Raw genomic sequence first — 22516 nt, 5'->3', positions numbered from 1 at the left:
GGATCTATGGCTTACTTCAGACGAGCCAGACGCTCGGTCAGCAGGTCAAAGAAGCCCTGGGCGTCGCCGCTTTCTACCCAGAAAGCGTTCTTCGGCGCTTTCAGGCCGTCATACCAGTCGACGATGGTTTGGCCGAACGTCGGGCCTTCGCGGCTATCAACGACTACATTGACTGAACGACCGGTGAACAACTCAGGCTTGAGCAGGTAGGCGATGACCGTCGCGTCATGCACCGGGCCACCCGGAATGCCATAGTGCTCCATGTCGCCTTTGACGTATTCATTGAGAATATCGCCCACCAGCTTGCTGGCATTGTTGTTGATCGCTGCGATCTGCTTGAGACGCGCTTCACTGGTGAGGATCTTGTGGGTCACGTCCAGCGGCAGGTAGGTCAGCTTCACACCGCTTTTCAATACCACTTCCGCAGCCTGCGGGTCGGCGAACAGGTTGAACTCCGCCACCGGAGTGATGTTGCCGCCATTGAAGTGCGCCCCGCCCATGATCACCACCTCCTTGATGCCCTGAACGATCTCAGGTTCCTGGATCAGCGCCAGGGCCAGGTTGGTCTGTGGACCGAGCATGGCGATGGTAATGCTATGGGGCTTGGCGGCTTTCAACGTATCGATCAGGTAATTGACCGCATTGCCCTGGGCCAGGCCTTTCTTCGGCTCATGTACGGTGACGCCCGACAGGCCTTCCTTGCCATGGATGTTCTCGGCATAGATCCGCGTGCGCATCAGCGGCTTCGGAGCGCCCGCGTAGACCGGCACCTCCTCCCGCCCTGCCCACTCGCGGGCCAGCCGCGCATTACGCGAAGTCTTGTCCAGACGCACATTGCCGGCGACGGTGGTCAGCGCACGAATGTTCAGCTCTTGCGGCGATGCCAGGGCAAACAGCAAGGCAACCACGTCGTCGGCACCCGGATCGGTGTCGATGATCAAGTCGATCTTTTCCGCCGCCTGGGCGCTTGTTGCGGTAATCAAGGACAAAAGCAGCAGACTCCGGAGCAGGTGGTGCAGTTTCTGAGCATAGCGGTGCATAGTGCACTCCTTGTGCGTGGGACAGCAGAAAGACAACAGCGAGTTAGAACGTAACCCCCGCCACCAGCACGATGTTGCAGTACGGCTGACATTCGCCTGTACGAACAATCGCCCGCGCCTGTCGACTGAGGACTTTGAATTGGTCATGACTGAGCAGCTCACGCCGACCCAGCGCACCTTCGGCATTCAGCTCATCGAGCGTCGCCAATGCCGAAGGCTTTTTGTCCAGGATCTCCTGGGCCAATACATGGCTCTCGACCTGCATTTCGCTGAGCACAACCTCCAACGTGCTGACGAAATCCGGGATACCGTGGGTCAGGGCCAGGTCGATCAGCTCAACGCCTGGTGGCACCGGCAGACCTGCATCGCCGATTACCACGATGTCGCCGTGGCCCAGAGACGCGATCAGCCGCGACAGCGCGACGTTGAGCAAAGGTGTCTTTTTCATGGTGCTTTAAAGGCCTGTACGTCGGACAAGGTGGGAATCGAGGGTTGCGCGCCAGCACGGGTCACCGACAGCGCCGCGGCGACCTGTCCGAAACGGATCGCGTCGGCTTCGCTTTTGCCGGCGGCCAGCGCAGCGGCGAAACCACCGACGAAGGTGTCGCCAGCCGCCGTGGTATCGACAGCCTTCACCTTCGTCGCAGGGAAATGCTCGAAGCGTTTGCCGTTCGCGAACAGCGAACCTTGAGCACCGAGGGTGATGATGACTTTGCCGGCCCCCATGGCGACCAACCGGGCTGCAGCGGTTTCGGCAGAGGCCAGAGAATCCACTGGCAACCCACTCAGCGCCGAGGCCTCGCTTTCGTTGGGAATCAGATAATCAATGGACGCGTACCAGTCTGCCGGCAATGGACGGCTGGCCGGCGCCGGATTGAGGATCACGGTCTTCCCCAATTCACGACCACGCTTGAGCGCATGACCGACAGTGGCATCCGGGACTTCCAGCTGACAGATGATCACGTCTGCGGCCTGTAATACTGCATCGAAGCGGTCGATCACCGCTGGCGTCAGCGCACCGTTGGCACCGGCAACGATCACGATGGCGTTCTGGCTGTTGTCATCGACCACGATCAACGCTACGCCGCTGGAATCGTCGACGGTGCTGACTGCCTGGCAATCGATCTGCTCGACCAACAACGCACTGCGCAGTTCTTCGCCGTAGGCATCACTGCCCACGCAACCGACCATCGACACCTGCGCCCCCAGCCTCGCCGCGGCGACTGCCTGATTCGCGCCCTTGCCACCGGAAACCGTGGCAAACGACTCGCCGATCAGCGTTTCACCGCCACGGGGCAGCCGTGGTGCCCGGGTGACCAGATCCATGTTCAGACTGCCTATAACCACTACTTTTGCTGGCATACATTGCTACTCATCAATTCTGTTTCAACGGAACTGGGCGAACACGCCGGCCAGCGGCGCAGTCGACTCCCGCAAGACAATACTGGGCGTCACGATCCGTTGCTCAGTGGTCATATCCGGCGTGGCGATTCTTCTTAAAAGCACTTCGGCCGCCATCTCGCCGAGTTGCAGGATCGATTGCCCCACGGTAGTCAGCGCCGGGTACACATAGCGGCTCATCTGAATATCGTCGAAGCCGATCACCGACAGCTCCGTCGGCACACGAATGTTGCGCTCGGCCGCCGCTCGCAGCACACCGATACCAATCATGTCGTTACCGGCGAAGATCGCGCTCGGCGGGTTCTTTTCCAGCAGGATCGCGGCGGCGTTGTAACCGCCGGTGCTGGTGAAGTCGCTTTCCAGCATGCGCTCGCGGGACACTTCGACACCCGCCTCTTTCAGGGCACGGCAATAACCGGCCAGACGCATCTGCGCCACGCTGGTACTCGCCGGGCCGCCAATGGTGGCAATGTCTCGATGGCCCAATTCCAGCAGGTGGCGGGTCGCCAGATAAGCGCCGTATTCGTGATCGATTCGCACCATGTCGGCATTCACACCATCCAGTCCACGGTCGACGATCACCATCGGCGTACGCACACCTGCCAGGCCCTCTGCCAACCCCGCGTCGCCACCGGCCGAAGCAACGATCAGCCCGTCGATGCGCTTTTCCAGCAGCACGCGCAGGTAGCTGCGTTGCTTGTCCGGGTTGTCATCGGAGTTACAAAGAATCACGCAGTAGCCATTACGCTCGCAGTAATCCTCGATGCCGCGCGCCAGTTCGGCGAAGTACGGGTTGAGGCTGTTGGGCACGAGCAACCCGATGGTCGCCGTGGTTTTGGCTTTGAGTGACCGGGCCACGGCACTGGGCACGTAGTCGAGGGTTTTGATTGCCGCCTCAACCTTGACCCGCACCTCTTCGCTCACCGGCCGGGTCTTGTTCACGACGTGGGAAACCGTGGTGTAGGAAATTCCCGCGAGCGCTGCCACATCCTTGATTGTTGCCATGACTCAGGTCCGCCGGCTTGCGCGCTGACTGCGATAAGTATCAAGCACCACCGCCACCACGATCACGGCGCCGGTGATGATGCGTTTGGTGGGTTCAGTCGCGCCGATCTGCGCGAGACCGGCCGCCAATACGGAAATGATCAGAACTCCGAAGAACGTACTGATGACCGAACCGCGACCGCCCATCAGGCTGGTGCCGCCGATCACGACCGCGGCGATCACTTGCAGCTCCAGCCCGGAGCCGGCATTCGGATCCGCCGCTTCCAGGCGAGAAATCTGAAACAGCGCAGCGATACCGGCCAGCAGCCCCATCAGACTGAATACCAGGATCTTGTAGGGCTTCGGATTGATCCCTGCCAGACGCACCGCCTCTTCGTTGGTGCCGATGCCGATCAGGTATCGACCGAACACGGTACGCGTCAGCACGGCCTGGGCAATGAAGATGATCAGCAAGGCAATGATGAACGATGGCGAGATGCCGAAGGCGATCGGGTTGGACAACCAGGCAAAGGCATCACCGATGTAAGCCGTGCGCGATCCGGTCATCTGATACGCCACGCCGCGGGCCATCTCCAGCACACCGAGGGACACGATGAACGACGGAATCCGCCAAGCCACGGTGATTGAACCCGTGACGGTGCCGGCCAGTGCTGCCGCCGCCATTCCGAGTAGCGCCGCAGGCAACACGCTCCAGCCCCAACCGAGAATGGCCACGCTGACTGTTGATGCCGCGAGCGCGAGCACCGAACCCACCGACAGATCGATGCCGCCGATGATCAACACGAATGTCATGCCGACCGCCAGCACCATCAAGTCCGGAATCTGGTTGGCCAGGGTGCTAAAGGTGTCATAGGACAGGAAATGGCTGCTCAGAACCGAGAACAGCGCGACCATTGCCAGCAAGGCACCGGCCAGCCCCAGATAGGTACCGAGACCGTAGAAGTTGCCACTACGTTTGCCGGCAGTCACTGCAGTATTCATGCGAGATCCCTAGGCGCTGCTTCATTGAGCAACGCATCACGTTTTTGGTAGCCGGCGAACGCGGCGGCAAGCAAATCATCCTGGGTCCAGCTGTCACGCTCAAAGGTGTCGATCAGACGTCCCGCCGAGAGCACGCCGATGCGGTCGCAGATCAACATCAGTTCACGCAGGTCGCTGGACACCACCACGAGCGCTTTGCCTTGACGGGTCAGCTCACCGAGCAAGGCATAGATGTCAAACTTGGCGCCGACGTCGATGCCACGCGTTGGCTCGTCGAACAGCATCACCGAGCAATCACGCTCGAGCCACCGGCCGATCACGACTTTCTGCTGGTTGCCGCCGGACAGTTCCGACACAAGTTGCGTCGGGCTGGAACTGCGGATGCGCATGGCGTCGATCTGACGCTGGGCCAGCGCCATCTCGTCACCATTGTTGACGAAGCCACCGCTGGAAATCACCGGCATGTTACCCAAGGCAATATTCGCGCTGATTGACTGGGTCAGCAGCAGGCCTTCGCCCTTGCGGTCTTCGGTGATCAGGGCGATGCCATGACCGACCGCGTCAGCCGGTGAGCGGATACTGACAACCTGTGCCGGCGAACCGAGCGCAACCGTGCCGCTGTCCGCTGTATCAGCACCGAAGATCAAGCGCAGCAATTCGGTGCGCCCTGCCCCGATCAAGCCCGAAATTCCGTAGATCTCGCCGGCGCGCACTTCGAAGGACACGTCGCGAACCTTATCGGAGCGGGTCAGCCCTTTGACCGTCAAGGCTGGAGCGCCGATCTTGCGCGGCCCCATGTCGATGTGCTCGCCGAGTTCACGACCGACCATCAGCGTCACCAGTTGCTCGCTGTTGTAATTGGCCATCGGCTCGACGCAAACCAGGTTGCCATCGCGCAGTACCGCAATACGCTGGGCGACCCGCGCCAGTTCTTCGAGACGGTGCGAGATATAGATGATCGAGACGCCGCGAGCTTGCAGACGAGTGATCTGCTCGAACAGCATCTCGACTTCACGGTTCGTCAGCATTGCGGTCGGTTCGTCGAGGATCAGCACGTGGCAATCGCCGATAAGATTGCGGGCGATCTCCACCATTTGCTGGTGACCGATGCCCAACTCGCCCACCAGCGTGTCCGGGTCAATCGCGTCGAGGCCGACCTGGGCCATGGCTTCGATCGCTGCCTTGCGCAATTGCCGGCGACTGATCCAGCCGGCCTTGCTGGGCAGGTTGTCGAGAAACAGGTTTTCCGCCACCGTCAGGGTCGGCAACAGATTGAGCTCTTGCATCACCATGCGGATACCGAGGTCTTCGGCCTGGGTGCGGCTTGCGGGGCGGTAATCCTGCCCCTGGAATTGCATGTGTCCGGTGGTCGGCGTGACCAGCCCGCCGATGATCTTCGACAGCGTGCTTTTTCCCGCGCCGTTTTCGCCGGTCAGCGCCAGCACTTCACCGCGCATCAGCGTCAGGTCGATGCCGGTCAGGACTGGTTGGGCATAGGTCTTACCGATACCGCTGACCGAGAGGACAGCGTTCGGGGCAGAAACTGACATAAAAACTCTCCATGCGCTGGCCCCGAAGGGCAAGCACCATTGTGTCGCCAGAAGGACTACTTGGTGACCAGCTCTACCGGAGTTTCGATCACGCCATTGGTGCCGCTGTCGACTTTCTCACCCTTGATGATCTTCAGCGCAGTCTCGATGCCAAACACGGCTTGCCTGGCTGCAAACTGGTCAGCGGTGGCCAGAACGCGACCATCCTTGAGCATTGGCTTGATGGCGTTGATGTTGTCGTAACCGACCACTTGCACCTTGCCGGCCTTGCCCGCTGCGCGCACGGCGGATACTGCGCCGACGGCCATGCTGTCGTTACCGGCCAACAGGGCTTTGACTTGCGGGTATTCGCTGAGGATCGAGGCAGCAACCTTGTTGCCTTTGTCGATTTCCCAGTCACCGGACTGCAAAGAGACGACCTTGATCTGCGCCGCTTCCATCGCATCCTTGAAGCCTGCGGTTCTTTGCTGTGCGTTGGTGGTGGTTGAAACGCCTTCGATGATGCCGACTTCATCGCCGGCCTTCAGTTGCCTGGCCAGGTACTCGCCCACCAGACGCGCGCCTTTGCGGTTGTCCGGGCCTACGAACGGTACGGTGATGTTTTTGCTTTTGACCACTGCCGGGTCCAGCTGGTTGTCGATGTTGATCACGGTGATACCGGCATCGATGGCTTTCTTGATCACAGGAACCATGGCCTTGGAGTCAGCCGGTGCGATGACCAGCGCATTGACCTTGGCCAGAATCATTTGCTCGACGATGCGTGTCTGGCCAGCCGTGTCGGTTTCGTCTTTGATGCCGTTGGAGATCAGCTCGAAATCGCCGGAGTGGTCTTTCTGATAGGCCTTGGCGCCGTCTTCCATGGTCAGGAAGAATTCATTGGCCAGGGATTTCATGACCAGCGCGACTTTGGGTTTTTCAGTCTCGGCGAAGGCCGAAGAGACGGGTAACGCTACGGATGCGGCAGCCAGCATAGCGACAGCGAGAAGACGTCCAGCGAATGGCAGCTTCATGGGTTCACTCCGATCTTATGATTATTGTGAGCAACGCTTGCGCTGGCGTAGGCTTCATTGCACTCGACGATGGAAACCACCGGGAGCACCGCGCAAACGTTTGCGAGACCGAACTATGCGAACCCTGCCGACATTTGTCAACGACCAGAAAAGCCGTTTTGGGGAAAACCGCAAATGCCGGCATTCATGTTCATGCCGTCGTGTTGACCACCGATCCGGTGATGGAGCCCTTGGCCATTTCCTTGTAAAGGCTGTTGGCCGTTTCCAGTATTGCGGCGGTGGTATCGGCCATTCGCCCCTGAATCGTCATCACCACGGTGGCCTTGGCTTCAGGTGTTGGATAAGACGCCGATTGGGCCGCCGCCAATTGTTGCTGTTGCTCACGCAACTGCTCTTGCAGCTCTTTCAGGCGCTGGAGCAAAATCTTTTGCGCCACCGAGGCGTTGCCGGCGCCACCCGCTTCAGTCGACGCCTCCGCACTTTTATCCAGGCCCACGGCGCCGGTGCTGACTTGCTTGTTGTCGCTTTCCTTCGTACCCAACGCTTGATTCGCGGCATCGACCGTCTGATCGCTCGACGCTTGAATCGTAGCGGCGGACTTGCCGTCGATGGTGACGCCTGCGGCGGTTGGGATACCAATGGATAACGACATGTGAACTCCTGAATAGAAAGATCCTTTAAAGGAACATCGACCGAAGCGCGGGTTTCTTTAGCAGTGATTCGCAATCTCGCAAGGCGGTTTGTTCTACATAGGTCGTAGTACTTTTCGGAGAGCCGAACACAAACACTCAACGCGTTCGGAAATCCGGACAACAGACTGTGTCTCCATTCTGGTCAGTCAAATAAATACTGATATAAATCATAAAGTTAAAAGTTTTTCTCATTCAAAGTACGGCTGGTACAGATCCTGCTCATCTCATTCACCCCAAGCGTTCAGATCCGCCTGGGGCGCATCTAGATGAACCTGCATCAGCACCGTCTCACTACTAGAGAGAAAAATAATGACATCTGCTTTCAAGACCTTCGTTCCGGGCGCTTTGGCCCTCTTGCTGCTCCTGCCTACTGCCCTTCAGGCAAAAGAAGTCGAAACCCAACAGAAACTGGCGAACGTGGTGATCCTGGCCACCGGCGGCACCATTGCCGGCGCGGGTGCCAGCGCTGCTAACAGCGCTACCTATCAAGCGGCAAAAGTCGGCATCGAACAATTGATCGCCGGGGTTCCAGAACTCAGCCAACTGGCTAACGTTCGTGGCGAACAGGTCATGCAAATCGCGTCCGAAAGCATCACCAACGACAACCTGTTGCAACTGGGTCGTCGCGTGGCTGAACTGGCCGACAGCAAAGACGTCGACGGCATCGTCATCACCCACGGCACCGACACCCTGGAAGAAACTGCCTACTTCCTGAACCTGGTGGAAAAAACCGACAAGCCAATCATCGTTGTCGGCTCGATGCGCCCAGGCACCGCGATGTCGGCCGATGGCATGCTGAACCTGTACAACGCAGTGGCCGTGGCCAGCAGCAAAGAGGCACGCGGTAAAGGCGTACTGGTGACCATGAACGATGAAATTCAGTCGGGTCGCGACGTCAGCAAAATGATCAACATCAAGACCGAGGCGTTCAAAAGTGCCTGGGGCCCACTCGGTATGGTGGTCGAAGGCAAATCCTACTGGTTCCGTCTGCCGGCCAAGCGTCACACCATGGACTCGGAATTCGACATCAAAACCATCAAGAGCCTGCCTGACGTCGAAATCGCCTATTCCTACGGCAATGTCAGCGATACCGCGTACAAAGCGTTGGCTCAGTCTGGCGCCAAAGCCATCATTCACGCCGGTACCGGCAATGGCTCAGTCTCGTCCCGCGTAGTCCCATCGCTGCAAGCCCTGCGCAAGGACGGCGTGCAAATCATTCGTTCGTCCCACGTCAACGCCGGCGGTTTCGTACTGCGTAACGCCGAACAGCCAGACGACAAGTACGACTGGGTTGTGGCGAATGACCTGAACCCGCAAAAAGCCCGCATCCTGGCCATGGTCGCACTGACCAAGACCAACGACAGCAAAGAGCTGCAACGGATGTTCTGGGAATACTGATTCGCCCTCGCCCGACCGGTTCCGGTCGGGCACTGCTTTCACCACTCGCCAACCCTGGCGAGTGGCTCACACCCCCTTCCGATATTTCGATAAAAATTTTCCCTTCGTCCTACACCAAACGGAAAAAATTGCTGTCAGAGGATTTTCTTGAATTTTAAGCAGTTGCGAAAATGCTTACAGTTAAATACTGTATGCACGTACAGCTTAATAAGGATAATTCCGTGGCCAACACCTCTGCCTCTCCTGACTCCTATGCACGCATGGGTATGCGCGTTCAAAAAATCATCAATTCCCCCTCCGCCCAAAAAGCCAAAGCAGCCTTGATCTTCCGTCTACCGGACGAACCCGTGGATGAGTGGGAACAATTGCTCGAAGAAATCGACGAGAACGACAACGTCACCCTCGCCTATCGCGACGATGGCGGTGTGCAGATTTTTTGGGTTGTGCCGAAGGAAGATTGAGTCAATGAGTGTCCGCTGGTTTGCTTTGCTGTTTTTGTTTATCACCGTCGGCGCCCAGGCTGGCGCCCCACGCACCTTCAACGAAGCCAAAAAAGTTGCCTGGAAGCTCTACGCACCGCAATCCACAGAGTTCTATTGCGGGTGCAAATACACCGGCAACAAGGTCAACCTCGCAGCCTGCGGTTATGTACCGCGTAAAAATGCCAAGCGCGCTTCCCGCATCGAGTGGGAGCACATTGTTCCGGCCTGGCAGATCGGCCATCAGCGTCAGTGCTGGCAAGAAGGTGGGCGCAAGAACTGCACACGTTACGATCCGGCCTACCAGAAGGCCGAAGCCGACCTGCACAACCTGGTGCCGAGCATTGGTGAAGTGAATGGCGATCGCAGCAACTTCAGTTTCGGCTGGTTGCCGGTGCAATCGGGCCAATATGGCTCGTGCCTGACCCAGGTCGATTTCAAGGCGAAGAAGGTCATGCCCCGCCCGTCCATTCGCGGCATGATCGCCCGAACGTATTTCTATATGAGCAAGCAATATGGTTTGCGACTGTCGAAACAGGATCGACAGCTCTACGAAGCCTGGAACAAAACCTATCCGGTAGAGGCCTGGGAACGACAGCGTAACCAGAGCGTGGGGTGCGTCATGGGACGCGGCAACGAGTTTGTCGGCCCGGTCGACATGAAAGCCTGCGGTTAGGCGCTCGCTGAAAAAACAAAGGCCTCAGGTTAAACACCCGAGGCCTTTGTTCGTTTCTAACCGCGCCAATAGCCCATCAGGTTGAGTCGGTTTCGCCGTGCAACACAGGAGGCCATGGGGGGAACTCCTACTGGGAATCGACAGTGACTAGAAACGAGTCAATGTGGATCCCCTTCAAGGCGCTCCGTCGAAATCCCCCTGGAAAAGAGTGTTAACGGGTCACGGGATGGTCGACAACCAGCAATTCGATATTCTGTTTCTTCGCACGGGTGAGCGCCGCGCGCACTTCTGTCTGTTTGGCCTCGGCCTCGGCTTTCGAACTGAATGGCCCGAGCAGAATCCGGGTCTTTCCATTTTCCTTGACGATATTGGAAACGAAACTGTGCTCAATCAACCAGCCGCTCAAATCGCTGACCGCCTGAGGTGTTTCGCCTCGAACTTCGAGATCCCATTGTGGCGCTGATGCCATCGAAGGTGCAGTCGCAGCTGCCGGTTGCGGCTTTTGCGCGTCGACACTCTTGCCCTCGCCGCATCCTGCCAGCGCCAATACCGCGATTACCAAGACCATTTTGCGCACAACGCTTCCCTCAGAATGCTTAAAGCGGCGATTTTAGCATCCATGAATACTTCCCGAGTGCCGCAAAATGGGCTCAAAACAACGAGAATGATGGTTGCGGCCTCTGTATAGTTACGCCTTGGGAATTAATGCAGCATCTGCGCGTCAGAAAGAGGCACCCAAACCGCGAGACTTCGCACTAATCTATACATACCACCGACCTCTGCACTGTCCGAATCAGGTGCCCTACAAAGCAATCAAGGAGAAGACCATGCTGATACTCACCCGCAAAGTCGGTGAAAGCATAAATATTGGTGATGACATTACGATCACCATTCTGGGCGTTAGCGGCCAGCAAGTCAGAATTGGCATCAATGCCCCGAAAGACGTTGCGGTTCATCGCGAAGAAATCTATCAGCGCATTCAGGCCGGCCTCACCGCTCCAGACAAACCGCAGACTCCCTGAATCCTGTTGCAGTCAGTAGCCAGCCCGTTCGTTACAGCGCAATGGCTGGCTAAAGATTCATGCTCGGCATTTTGCTGAGCGCTCGCCTCCTCCCCCCATTACGTGAAGCCGATGCTACCGGCTTCGGCCACACTGTGGCTGTCAGATTATTCGCTTTAACCCCGACGAATCACGCCGTTATTAGCCGAAGGTCACACCGCGCGCCATGCCGGTGGCCGCAATCACCATCAACATCAACAACAGCGCTTCGATATGGCTGATGCGTGCAAACAGCCTGGCTCGGCCCTGGTCAATCGAAGCCCCCCTGCCCAAGGCGATCCGCCACTTGATCAAGGTGATCATGGGTGCCACTTCAAGCAGCAGAATGATCACGAACAGCGTCATCTTCAGATGGAACAACGGCTGATGAAGGTAATAGTCGGTGCCTTTTTCGTACCCACCGAAAGCCCGCATCAAACCTGTGATCAGCAAAATACCCGCACAGATGCCCCATACGTTATCGGCTACCAGCACGCTGCGAACCTGCGCCGTCCCGGCGACCAGTCGGCTTAACGCCGTCCCTCGGGTGAGCACCGCCCAGAGGCCCAAGGCAACAGCCAAGAGGTGGATCACCGCAAGAAACCAGTTAAACAGCATAGGGATGCTCCTGATAGAGAGAAGGAAATGGGCTTGTCAGTAGTAGTCCAAAACCTGGAAATCTGCCTGCCAGGCACCCACAGGCCGAGAGCCATTTTTTCCAAGCATGGCTGCTCAAGTCGACATGACTGGCGAACAGCCAGCTATCTCCCTATCATGCCGCCCACTGGCCCTTGCGTAAGGAGCCAGAGGATAATCATTTAAAAGGGAATAGACGTGAAAGAGTTCGTAATTGGTGTAAACAACGTAGTTCTGTACGTCGCACTGGCCGTTATCTGGATCGCCGCAGTGGTCATGATCTTCGTTCAGGGCTTCTGGTCCGGGGCAGGCGTTTTCATTACCGGCACCCTGACGTGGTGCATCATTTCCGGCTTCTGGTTTGTACAGTCAGCGACTTATGAAGAACTGAAGAAGTTGAACGCCAGGTAAGATTGGTTTTAGTTGGTTGGACCTGCCACGCAGGTCCAACGTTGTTGAAATGAACCACCCCCGTTGTGATTCATGCTCTTCATGCAACATTTGTAACGAGGGAGCAATCCCCTCGTTACAGTGCCTGGCGACTACCCCGGCTTGTGGTTATCCAGTAGGTGATTGATCGCTCACCCAGGACGGAACACATGAATCGACCAACTCCCACGCTGGTCCTGCTTCCTGGAATGGATGGAACAGGTGAGTTGTTCGCAGCCATTGCATCCATCATGGAGCGCGAATTCGATACGCTAATCATCACCTAGCCCCCCAATATTCCGCTGAGCTACACAGCGCTGGAGTCGCTGGTCCGAGAGTCGCTGCCGACCGACCGCCCAGTCGATCTGCTGAGTGAATCCTTCTCGGGACCGATCGCTATTTCCCTGAGCGCCAGACAACTCCCCCAACAGATGGAACTCGTGCTATGCAGCACATTCGCACGCAATCCAAGACCGATACTCAGTCACTTGAGTTTTTTGCCAAGCGCACTGCCGCTCAGCCTTGCACCAGTCGGATGGATCAGCAAAGTATTGCTCGGCCGGTTTTCCACGAGCGCCTTGCGCACAGCTCTACGCCAGGCCATCACTCAAGTGAGCCCTTCGGTAATGCGTTCACGACTACGTTCGGTTCTTGCCGTTGACGTATCCGCCAAGCTTGCCCAGGTCAGCGTGCCGACTATTTACCTTTGCGCTACGCATGATTCGGTGGCTCCAGGGACTGATGCCGAGATCCAGATGTGAAGAGCCCAGCGCGATGGCTGGGCTCTGATTATTTTCTGTTTTCCATCATCTTGTCGGCGAGAGCTTTGGCCCTTTCAATCAACAGGTTCTGCCTGTCTTCATGAGTAGCCCCTCCTACAACCGGTGCCGTCAAATTGCTTTCCGCAATCAACGCAGCGCAGAAGTATTGATCCCAAACAGCTCTGTCCTCAGATACCTGATTGTTCGTTTGGTCGGCGATCATATGCGGCTCCTTTTGATGAGGTAGCACCGCAATCTTACGCCTGAATCACTGACTCCCGTGACGCTGAAGCTAATCGGCAAACCGATGGCTAGTGCCTTCAGTCGTCTCTATCGTCTCTATCGTCACGATCGTGATAGCGCTCATACCCCTGATCATTGTCACGACGATCGTATCTGCGGTCATACCTTCGATCGCCGTCATAACCTCGGTCGTATCCACGACGGTAATCATGACCTCGATCACGATCTCGACCGTACCTTTCTCCGTCGTCCCAATGAGGCCCGCAGCCTCCCAGTAGGAGAGAGCCAGAAATGGCCATGAACATTAATACTGCACGCTTCATTTGAACGTCCTGAATGCAAAGGTCAGCGATAGGACCGTGAGGCCGCTCAATGATTCATTGGTCAGATGCAGCAGGCGGGGTTTTGCAAAAGTTTTTCAAATCGCAGACAACAAAAAAGGGCCCACCTTTCGGTGAGCCCTTCTAGACCGCCCAGCAGAGCGGATTTTGTTTGGTAGGCGCGATTGGACTCGAACCAACGACCCCCACCATGTCAAGGTGGTGCTCTAACCAACTGAGCTACGTGCCTGCTGTGAGGCGGCATTCTACGGAATTACGGAGGGGTGTCAACACCTTTTTTCGAGCTAAGCCTATGAATATGCAAAATATTTAATTTTGCGGCTGCAAAGAAGATTTGGCGGTGGCTGGCGGGCGTTTTTTATCTCGGGTAGGATCGATGCACTCGTAAAATATATTAAACAGAGGCTGCAGGATGGCGAACACCCCTTACCCGGAATCCTATTACGCCGCATCGGCCAATGCGGTTCCGCCGCGCCCGGCCTTGCAGGACGACGTGGAGACTGATGTCTGTGTGATCGGTGCCGGTTACACCGGCCTGTCCTCTGCCCTGTTTCTGCTGGAAAACGGTTTCCGGGTCACAGTGCTTGAGGCGGCGAAGGTAGGTTTTGGTGCGTCGGGGCGGAACGGTGGCCAGATCGTTAACAGTTATAGCCGCGACATCGATGTGATCGAGCGCAGTGTTGGTCCCAAGCAGGCTCAGTTGCTAGGACAGATGGCGTTCGAAGGCGGGCGGATCATTCGTGAGCGGGTTGCCAAATATAATATCCAGTGCGACTTGAAGGACGGTGGTGTATTCGCCGCCATTACCGCCAAGCAGATGGGCCATCTGGAATCCCAGAAGCGTCTGTGGGAACGTTTCGGTCACACACAGCTTGAACTGATGGATCAACGTCGCATCCGTGAAGTGGTCGCTTGCGATCAGTACATCGGCGGCATGCTCGACATGAGCGGCGGGCACATTCATCCGCTGAACCTGGTGTTGGGCGAAGCGGCAGCTGTCGAGTCGCTGGGCGGCACCATTTATGAGCAATCGCCGGCGGTGCGCATCGAGCGCGGCACGAATCCGGTGGTGCATACGCCACAGGGTAAGGTCAGGACCAAGTTCATCATCGTGGCGGGCAATGCGTATCTCGGTAATCTGGTGCCGGAACTGGCCGCCAAGTCGATGCCCTGCGGGACTCAGGTGATCACCACTGAACCTTTGGGCGAAGCGTTGGCCAAGAGCCTGTTGCCGCAGGATTACTGCGTCGAGGACTGCAACTACCTGCTCGACTATTACCGTTTGACCGGCGACAAGCGCCTGGTTTTCGGCGGTGGCGTGGTGTACGGCGCACGGGATCCGGCGAACATCGAGGCGATTATTCGGCCGAAGATGCTCAAGGCTTTCCCGCAGCTCAAGGACGTGAAGATCGATTACGCCTGGACCGGCAATTTCCTGCTGACCTTGTCGCGACTTCCTCAAGTCGGACGCCTGGGCGACAACATCTACTATTCCCAGGGTTGCAGCGGCCATGGCGTGACGTATACGCACCTGGCGGGCAAGGTGTTGGCCGAAGCGTTGCGTGGCCAAGCCGAGCGTTTCGACGCGTTTGCCGACCTGCCCCACTACCCGTTCCCCGGCGGACAACTATTGCGTACGCCGTTCGCTGCGTTGGGCGCCTGGTATTACGGACTGCGAGACAAATTCGGATTCTGACCGATAGATGCAAAAAAAAGGGGCAACTGCAAAGTTGCCCCTGTTCATTTCAGCTCGGGAAGCCAGCACTTTCACTGATTGTGGGCGCATGACACGGATGAATCAGAAGTCGACGGTCGCCGAAAGGAGGTAAGTGCGTGGGGTCGACAGCGTCAAGCCAGGCTCGCTGTCATCCGAGGCCCCGGCCGAACTCCAGTAGCGCTTGTCCGCCACGTTCTCGACATTGGCTCGCACAGTGACGTTCGTTTCGTCGACCTTGAACGCGTAGCGTGCGCCCACGTCGAAACGCTCCCAAGAGTCGATTTCCTTGTTGTTGGACTGGTCAAGGTACTGCGAGCTGGAATAAATGCCGCGGCTGGTCAGGGTCAGGCCCTGTACGGTCGGCACGTCCCACTCGGCGCCCAGGTTGACGTTGTATTTCGGCGTGGCCGGTGCCCGGTTGCCGTCGAAGGTGCCATTGGTGGTTTTGGTCAATTCGCTGTCGATGTACATGACACCGCCGAGCAGGCGGAAACCATCGAGCGGTTCACCGAACACACTCAGTTCAACACCGGTGTTCTCACGCTTGCCGTTCGGGCCGAAGACGCGTGTCGTGGCGTTGGTCTCGTAGGCTGGCTGCTTGATCCGGAACACGGCGGCGGTGACGGCGAACGCACCGGCGTCATACTTGGCGCCGACCTCGACCTGGCGGCTGATGAACGGCGGGAAGATCTCGTCCTCGTTCACCGAGGTCGACGGTGCGATCTTGCCCTGGCTCAGGCCTTCCATGTAGTTGGCATACAGCGACAGCTTATCGGTAGCCTTGAACAGGATGCCGCCCGACGGCGAAACCTTTTCCTCGTCGTAGCCGGTGTCGCCTCTGACGTTATCGGTCCAGTCGTCAACCTTTACGCGCTGCCAGCGGGCGCCGAGGGTCAGCAGCAACCGATCATCGAAGAAACCCAGGGTGTCGGACAACGCCACACCGGTGGAACGGTTTTCGGTATAGACCTCCGAATCCTGTCGCGTAGGCCTGACCGGCGTTGGTGTTATAACGGGGTTATAAATGTTGCTGTTGGCCGAGGCATAACGGGCGCCGCCATTTTCAAAGTCCATGTAGTAATAGCTGGCGGCCAGGTTGACTTCATGGCTTACCGGGCCGGTATGGAACCAGTTGCGCACACCCGCCGTGGCCGTCCGGACATTTTCGTCACGGGTGAAGTCACGCGGTTGAACGCTGAAATTGCCAGCGTTGTTGATGACCGAAACGGCATGACGGAGGAAGTCATGGTTACTTTTGCGCGCGCCCACGCCGCCGTACAACATGACGGAATCGTTGACATCGAATTCAGCGTTCACCGTGCCGAACGTGTCGTTGGTACTCGCCTTGCTCCAGGGCTGCGCATAGTTGCGGCGCACATCGCTGGCATGCGGAACCTGCGCGTTAGGGCCAACCTGTACGCGCTCCTGCGGTGAGTCGGTATCACGTTCGGTGCGCCCGATGTCCGTCGAGAGTCGCAGGCGTTCACCGCGAAAATCCAAGCCCAGCACGGCCATCTCGCGGTCGACATTCTGGTGATCCCATTCGGTATCGCCGGACTGCTTCACGCCGTTGAAACGAAGACCAAACTTGTTGTCTTCACCAAAGCGCCGGCCGACATCCACGGCACCGCCGACCTGGCTGTCGGAAGCGTAACTGCCGGTGAATGAAGTGATGGGCTTGTCGGTCGCGCGCTTGGGTACCACGTTGATCCCGCCACCCACGCTGCCCCGCGGCGAGATGCCGTTGATGAGCTGGCTCGGGCCTTTGAGGACGTCGACGCGGTCGGCCATCTCCATGTCGATCGTATAGGTCGGCAGGACGCCGTAGAGGCCGTTGTAGGAAACATCACTGTTGAACAGGCTCAACCCGCGAATGGTGAATTGCTCATAGCGCCCGCCCGCCGGGTTGGTGGCGCGAACCGAAGGATCGTTGGCGATCAGATCGCCCAAGGTACGTGCCTGCTGGTTTTTAACCACCTCACTGGTGTAGGTGGTCATGCTGAATGGCGTCTCCATAAAGTCTTTCGAGCCCAGCAGGCCTTGCGACCCGCGGCGCGCGACCTGGCCGCCGACATACGGATCGCCGTGCTCCGAGTCAGTGGCACCGACAATCGAGGTGGCGCCCAGTTGCAGGCTGCTGCCTTCTGGCGCCGGCGTCAGGATGTACGCCTCTTCGCCCACCGGCTGCAGTTGCAGACCGGAACCCTGCAACAGTCGGGCAAAGCCCTCCTCGACCGCGTATTCGCCGGAAAGTCCAGGGCTGGTGCGACTGCCCACCAGTGCCGGGTCCACTGACAGATTGACCCCGGCCAGCCCGGCAAAACGGGTCAGCGCTGCGCTGAGGCTTCCTGCCGGCACCTGATAACTGCGTCGAGGCGCGTCTTCGGCCCAACCGGCAGTGATGAACAACGGACAGGCACTCAGACTCAACATCAGACTCAAGTGCAACAACGGGCGCAGCCTGGAAGAACCCAGACGCGTACTGCAGGGCATCACTACGAGCATTGAGAATCTCTCTGATTTCGCTTCACTTGCCTTGAATGACAAGCGACGCGAAAAAAGGGGACACACCTCAAACACTATTTTTGCGCGGCAGCAACATGACCCAGTAGCGGGTTCGCCTATGCACCTCCAGCGGCAGGCTGGCCGCCAGTAACGTCAGGATGCGATCGGTGTCTTCCAGACGGAAACTGCCGGTGACGCGCAGGGATTCGAGCTCCGGCTCCCAGCGCAACAATCCCGGACGATAGGTGCTGAGTTCGCGCAGAAAATCGCCCAGGGGTTGGTTCTGTGCCACCAACACGCCGTCGCGCCAGCCTGGCGCAAGCACATCGAAAGGTTCGACGCGTCCGGCACCCATCGCCTGAAGTCTGACTTGCTGGGCTGCGCGCAATGAAAAGACCGGCCCGCGCAAAGGCTGCAACTGCACCGCGCCTTTAAGCACTGACACCTTGCAACCCGTCTGCCCCTGACGAATGCACACTTCGCTCTGACTGACGACCACTTGCCCGAAGTGCGTCTGGATCGTCAGTGGCGATGTACCGGGCACATTCAGCGCTATTTCGCCTTCCACGAGTGTCAGTCGCCGATTCTTCAGGTCGATGTCGACGGCACTCGCGGTGTTCAATTGCAGCGAGCTGCCATCCGCCAACTGGACTTTTTTGCCCTCCCCGATCGCGGTTCGCAGGTCAGCGCGCCAGACATCCAGCGGTAGCTGCCGACTGATCAGCCAGCCGGTTGGCACCAGCGCCACCGCCCCGACAGCGCGTTTGAGCACCGTGCGCCGGCTCGTTTGCGGCCGATCCAGGCTGGCCATGGCCAGCGCGGACGGCAGGTCGGCAAAGCGTTGGCGCAAGAGTTGGGCTTTCTGCCAGGCCTGTTCGTGACTGGGATGGCTGTCACGCCAGTGCTGCAGATTGGCACGATCGCACTCATTGGCGGCGCCTGATTCCATGAGTGACAGCCATTGAGCGGCAGCCCGCACGACTTGCCGGTCTTGCGCAGAAGGCGCCGAACCGATCACAAATCCACCAGCAAGCAATGTTCATAGGCTTGCGCCATGTAGCGTTTGATCGTGCGCTCGGAGACTTGCAGGCGTTCAGCAATCTCGTGATAACCCAAACCCTCCAACTGACTCCAGAGAAACGCCCGTCGCACCATGGTCGGCAATCCATCGAGCAATTCATCCAGGGCTTGCAGGGTTTCCAGCAACAACCAACGTTGCTCGGGCGACGGAACGCAGTCCTCAGACAGCAGCGCCAGCGCACTGAGGTAGGCCTGCTCCAGGCTGCGGCGTTTATAGAAATTGGCAAGCAGTCGCTTGCCGACCGTCGCCAGATAGGCGCGGGGTTCTTGCAGGTCAGCGATGCGCTGGGAGCTGGCGAGTAAACGCACGAACGTATCCTGGCTCAAGTCCGCCGCGTCATGGCCATTGCTCATGCGTCGCCTCAACCAGCTTTCGAGCCAGCCACGATGGTCGCGGTACAGGTCGTGGAAGGTTTGCGCCGCCGGCATCGCTGCATCACTCATCTAAAGGAACCCTGCGCGAAGAAATATTTTAAATGCGACTCATTCTAATTAGTGTTGATACTTCAACCCAAGCGCTTTTATGTGTTTCGCTCCCAGGAGAACTTGAATGCGCAAATGAAAGACAGGTGTTTCTGCCACGCAGCCACCGGTTAATCAGAGCTGAGCGTTATTGAGGGAAATCGTCGAGAGAAGTAAGAATTCGATACACGGCCGCATTTGGCTGGCAGATGCGAAACCCATGGTTGCGGGGAGCAGGAGAGAAAAGCCAAATCGCAGACACAAAAAACCCCGGTCTTTCGACCAGGGTCTTTGCTATCGACTCGAAGTAGACACTGGCTTTACCAGTAGCTTTCTTCGTAGCTTCAAGGCGTTCAGTGGGCCTTGAGGCAGATATGGCGCAGCGGACGGGACTCGAACCCGCGACCCCCGGCGTGACAGGCCGGTATTCTAACCGACTGAACTACCGCTGCGTATCGCTTTGGACTTGCGTCCAAGTAACTCGTCTGACTGAAAGCTTCGAGGCTTTCAATCTCGAACCAGAATAAATTCTGACTCGGTAAATATGGCGCAGCGGACGGGACTCGAACCCGCGACCCCCGGCGTGACAGGCCGGTATTCTAACCGACTGAACTACCGCTGCGCGTCGGTGGAGGCTTTTAAAAGCTTCCATCTTGCTTTCGCAAGACTCTCGGAAGTGGTGGGTGATGACGGGATCGAACCGCCGACATTCTGCTTGTAAGGCAGACGCTCTCCCAGCTGAGCTAATCACCCGTTTGCATCTCCGAGGCCGCGAAATTTACGCAGGTACCGATGCTAAGTCAATACCCCGCTTGAAGTTTTTCTGAAAAAGACAAAATCGTGTCAATCCCAACGAGGCCGGCAACCGCCAGACCGCTTTCGCGAGCAGGCTCGCTCCCACAGTGGACCGCGCTTCTTCGGGCAACATGGTTTCTAATGTGGGAGCGAGCCTGCTCGCGATGATGGCGGTACATTCAACATCAATGCCGGCAACCGCGCCCCGTCCTGTCACTCGCTGTAAATCATCTTCTTGGTCATGCCGCCATCGACCACGAACTCCTGGCCCGTGACAAATCCGGCGTTCTTCGACAACAGCCAGGCGACCATCGCCGCCACGTCCTCGACCGTCCCTACCCTGCCCGCCGGATGCTGGGCATGATCAGCATCGGTCAGAGGTTCGGCACGACGCGCGGAGGGATCCCGCGCATCGATCCAACCCGGACTGACCGCATTGACGCGGATTTCCGGCCCGAGGCTGATCGCCAAGGCATGAGTCAGGGCCAACAGGCCACCCTTGCTCGCCGCATAAGCCTCGGTGTCGGGTTCCGACTGCCCGGCGCGGGTCGAGGCCAGGTTGACGATTGCGCCGCTGTGAGCGCGAAGGTACGGCGCACAGTGCTTGGCCAACAGCATCGGCCCACTGAGATTCACTGCCAGCACCCGATTCCAGTACGCCAGATCAAGGCTTTCAAGGGTGATGTTGTGCGGATCGGCAACCGCCGCGTTGCACACCAGCGCATCCAGACGCCCGAACTGCCCCAGCACCTCGGCGACACCCAACGCCACCTGGCCTTCGTTCGAGACGTCCATGGCGATGAACCAGGCATTGTCGCCGAGCACCTTCGCCACTTTCGAACCGCGTACCCAATCAAGATCAGTCAGCACCACCTGCCAGCCTTCGCTGATCAGCCAGGCCGAGATCCCCAGACCAATGCCCCGCGCAGCACCCGTGACCAGCGCAACGCGGCCGTTGGTGCCAGTGCCTGGCGTGGACAACTCGATCACAAGGCAGCCAACCCGCGCGCCAGATCGGCTTGGAGGTCTGCCACGTCTTCCAGACCGACCGCGATGCGGATCAGGCTGTCACGAATGCCCGCTGCTTCACGCTCTTGCGGCGCCAAACGGCCGTGAGAGGTGGTGCTTGGATGCGTAATGGTGGTTTTGCTGTCACCGAGGTTGGCGGTAATGGAAATCAGGCGGGTCGCATCGATAAAGCGCCAGGCGCCCTCTTTGCCGCCCTTGACCTCGAAACTCACGACCGCACCAAAGCCTTTCTGCTGACGCAGGGCCAACTCGTGCTGCGGATGGCTTTTGAGACCGGCGTAATGGACTTTTTCGATACCTTCCTGCTGCTCCAGCCATTCGGCCAGTTGCTGGGCATTGGCACAGTGAGCCTTCATACGCAGGCTCAGGGTTTCCAGGCCCTTGAGGAAGATCCAAGCGTTGAACGGGCTCAGGGTCGGCCCGGCAGTGCGCAGGAAACCGACGACTTCTTTCATCTGCTCGCTACGACCCGCCACAACGCCGCCCATGCAGCGGCCCTGGCCGTCGATGAACTTGGTCGCCGAGTGCACGACGATGTCCGCACCCATCTTCAGCGGCTGCTGCAACGCCGGGGTGCAGAAGCAGTTGTCGACCACCAGCATCGCGCCTTTGGCGTGAGCGATTTTCGACAACTCGGCGATATCCACCAGCTCCGCCAGCGGGTTGGATGGCGATTCGACGAACAGCAATTTAGTGTTGGCCTTGATCGCCGCATCCCAACCGGACAAGTCCGCCAGGGGCACGTAGTCGACTTCGATGCCGAAGCGCTTGAAGTATTTCTCGAACAGGCTGATGGTCGAACCGAACACACTGCGCGACACCAGCACGTGATCGCCGGCGCTGCACAAGCTCATCACCACCGCCATGATCGCGGCCATGCCGGTCGCCGTAGCCACGGCTTGTTCGGCGCTTTCCAGCGCGGCAATGCGCTCTTCGAACGCGCGCACGGTCGGATTGGTGTAGCGCGAGTAAACGTTGCCCGGCACTTCACCGGCAAAGCGTGCCGCCGCATCGGCAGCGGTCCGGAATACGTAGCTGGAAGTGAAGAACATCGGATCACCGTGTTCGCCTTCCGGCGTGCGGTGCTGACCGGCGCGTACGGCCAGGGTGTCGAACGCTACGCCTTCGAGGTCGCTGTCCAGCCGACCGGCATCCCAATCCTGACTCATGCTGTCACTCCTTGCCCTACTCGGTAATGGATACAAAACCGGCCTGTAGGAGCATGGCTTGCCCGCGAAGAGGCCTT

General features: G+C 58.3%; 23 protein-coding genes and 4 tRNA genes. 6 read left to right on the top strand and 21 right to left on the bottom strand.

Annotation, left to right across the window (positions count from 1 at the left end; translation table 11 throughout):
• Positions 1-11: 11 nt before the first annotated feature.
• From ACYZUA_RS12650 to ACYZUA_RS12615, 8 genes are all read right to left on the bottom strand, one after another.
• Positions 12-1040, bottom strand: coding sequence for a nucleoside hydrolase (locus tag ACYZUA_RS12650; protein ID WP_461963352.1), 1029 nt, complete (start codon positions 1038-1040; stop codon positions 12-14).
• A gap of 43 nt (positions 1041-1083) precedes the next feature.
• Positions 1084-1488, bottom strand: coding sequence for a D-ribose pyranase (gene rbsD, locus ACYZUA_RS12645; protein ID WP_461963351.1), 405 nt, complete (start codon positions 1486-1488; stop codon positions 1084-1086).
• Positions 1485-2402 carry a ribokinase gene (gene rbsK, locus ACYZUA_RS12640; RefSeq protein WP_461963350.1) on the bottom strand — a complete coding sequence of 306 codons (918 nt, stop codon included), beginning with the start codon at positions 2400-2402 and terminating at the stop codon, positions 1485-1487. The genes rbsD and rbsK overlap by 4 nt, the downstream gene beginning before the upstream one ends.
• Positions 2403-2426: 24 nt before the next feature.
• A complete protein-coding gene (locus ACYZUA_RS12635) occupies positions 2427-3446 on the bottom strand; it encodes a LacI family DNA-binding transcriptional regulator (RefSeq protein WP_461963349.1) in 1020 nt (339 codons plus the stop codon).
• 3 nt (positions 3447-3449) lie between these two features.
• Positions 3450-4427 (bottom strand): ABC transporter permease, encoded by a 978-nt coding sequence (locus ACYZUA_RS12630; RefSeq protein ID WP_461963348.1) that lies wholly within the window; start codon positions 4425-4427, stop codon positions 3450-3452.
• Complete coding sequence (locus tag ACYZUA_RS12625; RefSeq protein ID WP_461963346.1) at positions 4424-5977, bottom strand: sugar ABC transporter ATP-binding protein; 1554 nt, start codon at positions 5975-5977, stop codon at positions 4424-4426. The genes ACYZUA_RS12630 and ACYZUA_RS12625 overlap by 4 nt, the downstream gene beginning before the upstream one ends.
• A gap of 56 nt (positions 5978-6033) precedes the next feature.
• The gene (locus ACYZUA_RS12620; RefSeq protein ID WP_461963345.1) at positions 6034-6987 is read right to left on the bottom strand and encodes a substrate-binding domain-containing protein; all 954 of its coding nucleotides are present in this window, start codon (positions 6985-6987) and stop codon (positions 6034-6036) included.
• 190 nt (positions 6988-7177) lie between these two features.
• Positions 7178-7639 carry a hypothetical protein gene (locus ACYZUA_RS12615; protein WP_461963344.1) on the bottom strand — a complete coding sequence of 154 codons (462 nt, stop codon included), beginning with the start codon at positions 7637-7639 and terminating at the stop codon, positions 7178-7180.
• 349 nt (positions 7640-7988) lie between these two features.
• Here ACYZUA_RS12615 and ACYZUA_RS12610 point away from each other — a divergent pair, with 349 nt between their 5' ends.
• The 3 genes from ACYZUA_RS12610 (at position 7989) to ACYZUA_RS12600 (ending at position 10232) form a co-directional block, all read left to right on the top strand.
• On the top strand, positions 7989-9077 hold the full coding sequence (locus ACYZUA_RS12610; protein WP_415770074.1) for an asparaginase: 1089 nt from the start codon (positions 7989-7991) through the stop codon (positions 9075-9077).
• A gap of 170 nt (positions 9078-9247) precedes the next feature.
• Complete coding sequence (locus tag ACYZUA_RS12605) at positions 9248-9538, top strand: DUF1654 domain-containing protein (protein ID WP_074875292.1); 291 nt, start codon at positions 9248-9250, stop codon at positions 9536-9538.
• Between the two features lie 4 nt (positions 9539-9542).
• The gene (locus ACYZUA_RS12600) at positions 9543-10232 is read left to right on the top strand and encodes an endonuclease (RefSeq protein WP_076030441.1); all 690 of its coding nucleotides are present in this window, start codon (positions 9543-9545) and stop codon (positions 10230-10232) included.
• A gap of 211 nt (positions 10233-10443) precedes the next feature.
• On the opposite strand, the gene ACYZUA_RS12595 is transcribed toward ACYZUA_RS12600, so the two are convergent.
• On the bottom strand, positions 10444-10809 hold the full coding sequence (locus ACYZUA_RS12595) for an SPOR domain-containing protein (RefSeq protein WP_461963342.1): 366 nt from the start codon (positions 10807-10809) through the stop codon (positions 10444-10446).
• A gap of 250 nt (positions 10810-11059) precedes the next feature.
• Here ACYZUA_RS12595 and csrA point away from each other — a divergent pair, with 250 nt between their 5' ends.
• A complete protein-coding gene (csrA, locus tag ACYZUA_RS12590; protein ID WP_007938114.1) occupies positions 11060-11254 on the top strand; it encodes a carbon storage regulator CsrA in 195 nt (64 codons plus the stop codon).
• Between the two features lie 180 nt (positions 11255-11434).
• On the opposite strand, the gene ACYZUA_RS12585 is transcribed toward csrA, so the two are convergent.
• Positions 11435-11890, bottom strand: coding sequence for a DUF2214 family protein (locus ACYZUA_RS12585; protein ID WP_461963341.1), 456 nt, complete (start codon positions 11888-11890; stop codon positions 11435-11437).
• A 216-nt stretch (positions 11891-12106) separates the two neighbouring features.
• Here ACYZUA_RS12585 and ACYZUA_RS12580 point away from each other — a divergent pair, with 216 nt between their 5' ends.
• Positions 12107-12319 (top strand): hypothetical protein, encoded by a 213-nt coding sequence (locus ACYZUA_RS12580; RefSeq protein ID WP_033061943.1) that lies wholly within the window; start codon positions 12107-12109, stop codon positions 12317-12319.
• Positions 12320-13126: 807 nt separating this feature from the next.
• Here ACYZUA_RS12580 and ACYZUA_RS12575 read toward each other — a convergent pair.
• The 3 genes from ACYZUA_RS12575 to ACYZUA_RS12565 form a co-directional block, all read right to left on the bottom strand.
• Positions 13127-13321, bottom strand: a complete 195-nt coding sequence (locus tag ACYZUA_RS12575) for a hypothetical protein (RefSeq protein ID WP_461963340.1) — start codon at positions 13319-13321, stop codon at positions 13127-13129.
• 97 nt (positions 13322-13418) lie between these two features.
• Positions 13419-13664 carry a hypothetical protein gene (locus ACYZUA_RS12570; RefSeq protein WP_461963339.1) on the bottom strand — a complete coding sequence of 82 codons (246 nt, stop codon included), beginning with the start codon at positions 13662-13664 and terminating at the stop codon, positions 13419-13421.
• Positions 13665-13834: 170 nt separating this feature from the next.
• Positions 13835-13911: transfer RNA gene (locus tag ACYZUA_RS12565), tRNA-Val, on the bottom strand.
• Between the two features lie 183 nt (positions 13912-14094).
• Here ACYZUA_RS12565 and ACYZUA_RS12560 point away from each other — a divergent pair.
• Positions 14095-15378 (top strand): NAD(P)/FAD-dependent oxidoreductase, encoded by a 1284-nt coding sequence (locus ACYZUA_RS12560; protein ID WP_461963338.1) that lies wholly within the window; start codon positions 14095-14097, stop codon positions 15376-15378.
• Between the two features lie 102 nt (positions 15379-15480).
• Here the strand turns inward: ACYZUA_RS12560 and ACYZUA_RS12555 are convergent, their stop codons facing one another.
• The 8 genes from ACYZUA_RS12555 to ACYZUA_RS12520 all read right to left on the bottom strand — a co-directional run bounded on the left by ACYZUA_RS12555 (position 15481) and on the right by ACYZUA_RS12520 (position 22439).
• Positions 15481-17904, bottom strand: coding sequence for a TonB-dependent siderophore receptor (locus tag ACYZUA_RS12555; protein WP_461963337.1), 2424 nt, complete (start codon positions 17902-17904; stop codon positions 15481-15483).
• Between the two features lie 67 nt (positions 17905-17971).
• Positions 17972-18922 carry a FecR domain-containing protein gene (locus ACYZUA_RS12550; protein ID WP_461963336.1) on the bottom strand — a complete coding sequence of 317 codons (951 nt, stop codon included), beginning with the start codon at positions 18920-18922 and terminating at the stop codon, positions 17972-17974.
• Positions 18919-19428 (bottom strand): sigma-70 family RNA polymerase sigma factor, encoded by a 510-nt coding sequence (locus tag ACYZUA_RS12545; RefSeq protein ID WP_461963335.1) that lies wholly within the window; start codon positions 19426-19428, stop codon positions 18919-18921. The genes ACYZUA_RS12550 and ACYZUA_RS12545 overlap by 4 nt, the downstream gene beginning before the upstream one ends.
• A 393-nt stretch (positions 19429-19821) precedes the next feature.
• A tRNA-Asp gene (locus tag ACYZUA_RS12540) sits at positions 19822-19898 on the bottom strand.
• A gap of 93 nt (positions 19899-19991) precedes the next feature.
• A tRNA-Asp gene (locus ACYZUA_RS12535) sits at positions 19992-20068 on the bottom strand.
• 55 nt (positions 20069-20123) lie between these two features.
• Positions 20124-20199 (bottom strand) — tRNA-Val (locus ACYZUA_RS12530).
• A gap of 255 nt (positions 20200-20454) precedes the next feature.
• Positions 20455-21231, bottom strand: coding sequence for an SDR family oxidoreductase (locus tag ACYZUA_RS12525; RefSeq protein WP_461963334.1), 777 nt, complete (start codon positions 21229-21231; stop codon positions 20455-20457).
• On the bottom strand, positions 21228-22439 hold the full coding sequence (locus ACYZUA_RS12520; RefSeq protein WP_046047729.1) for an O-succinylhomoserine sulfhydrylase: 1212 nt from the start codon (positions 22437-22439) through the stop codon (positions 21228-21230). Before ACYZUA_RS12520 ends, ACYZUA_RS12525 begins: the two co-directional genes overlap by 4 nt.
• Positions 22440-22516 lie beyond the last annotated feature (77 nt).

The organism is Pseudomonas sp. LS2P72 (genome assembly GCF_054897865.1).
This window is presented reverse-complemented; position numbering and strand designations above follow the sequence as displayed.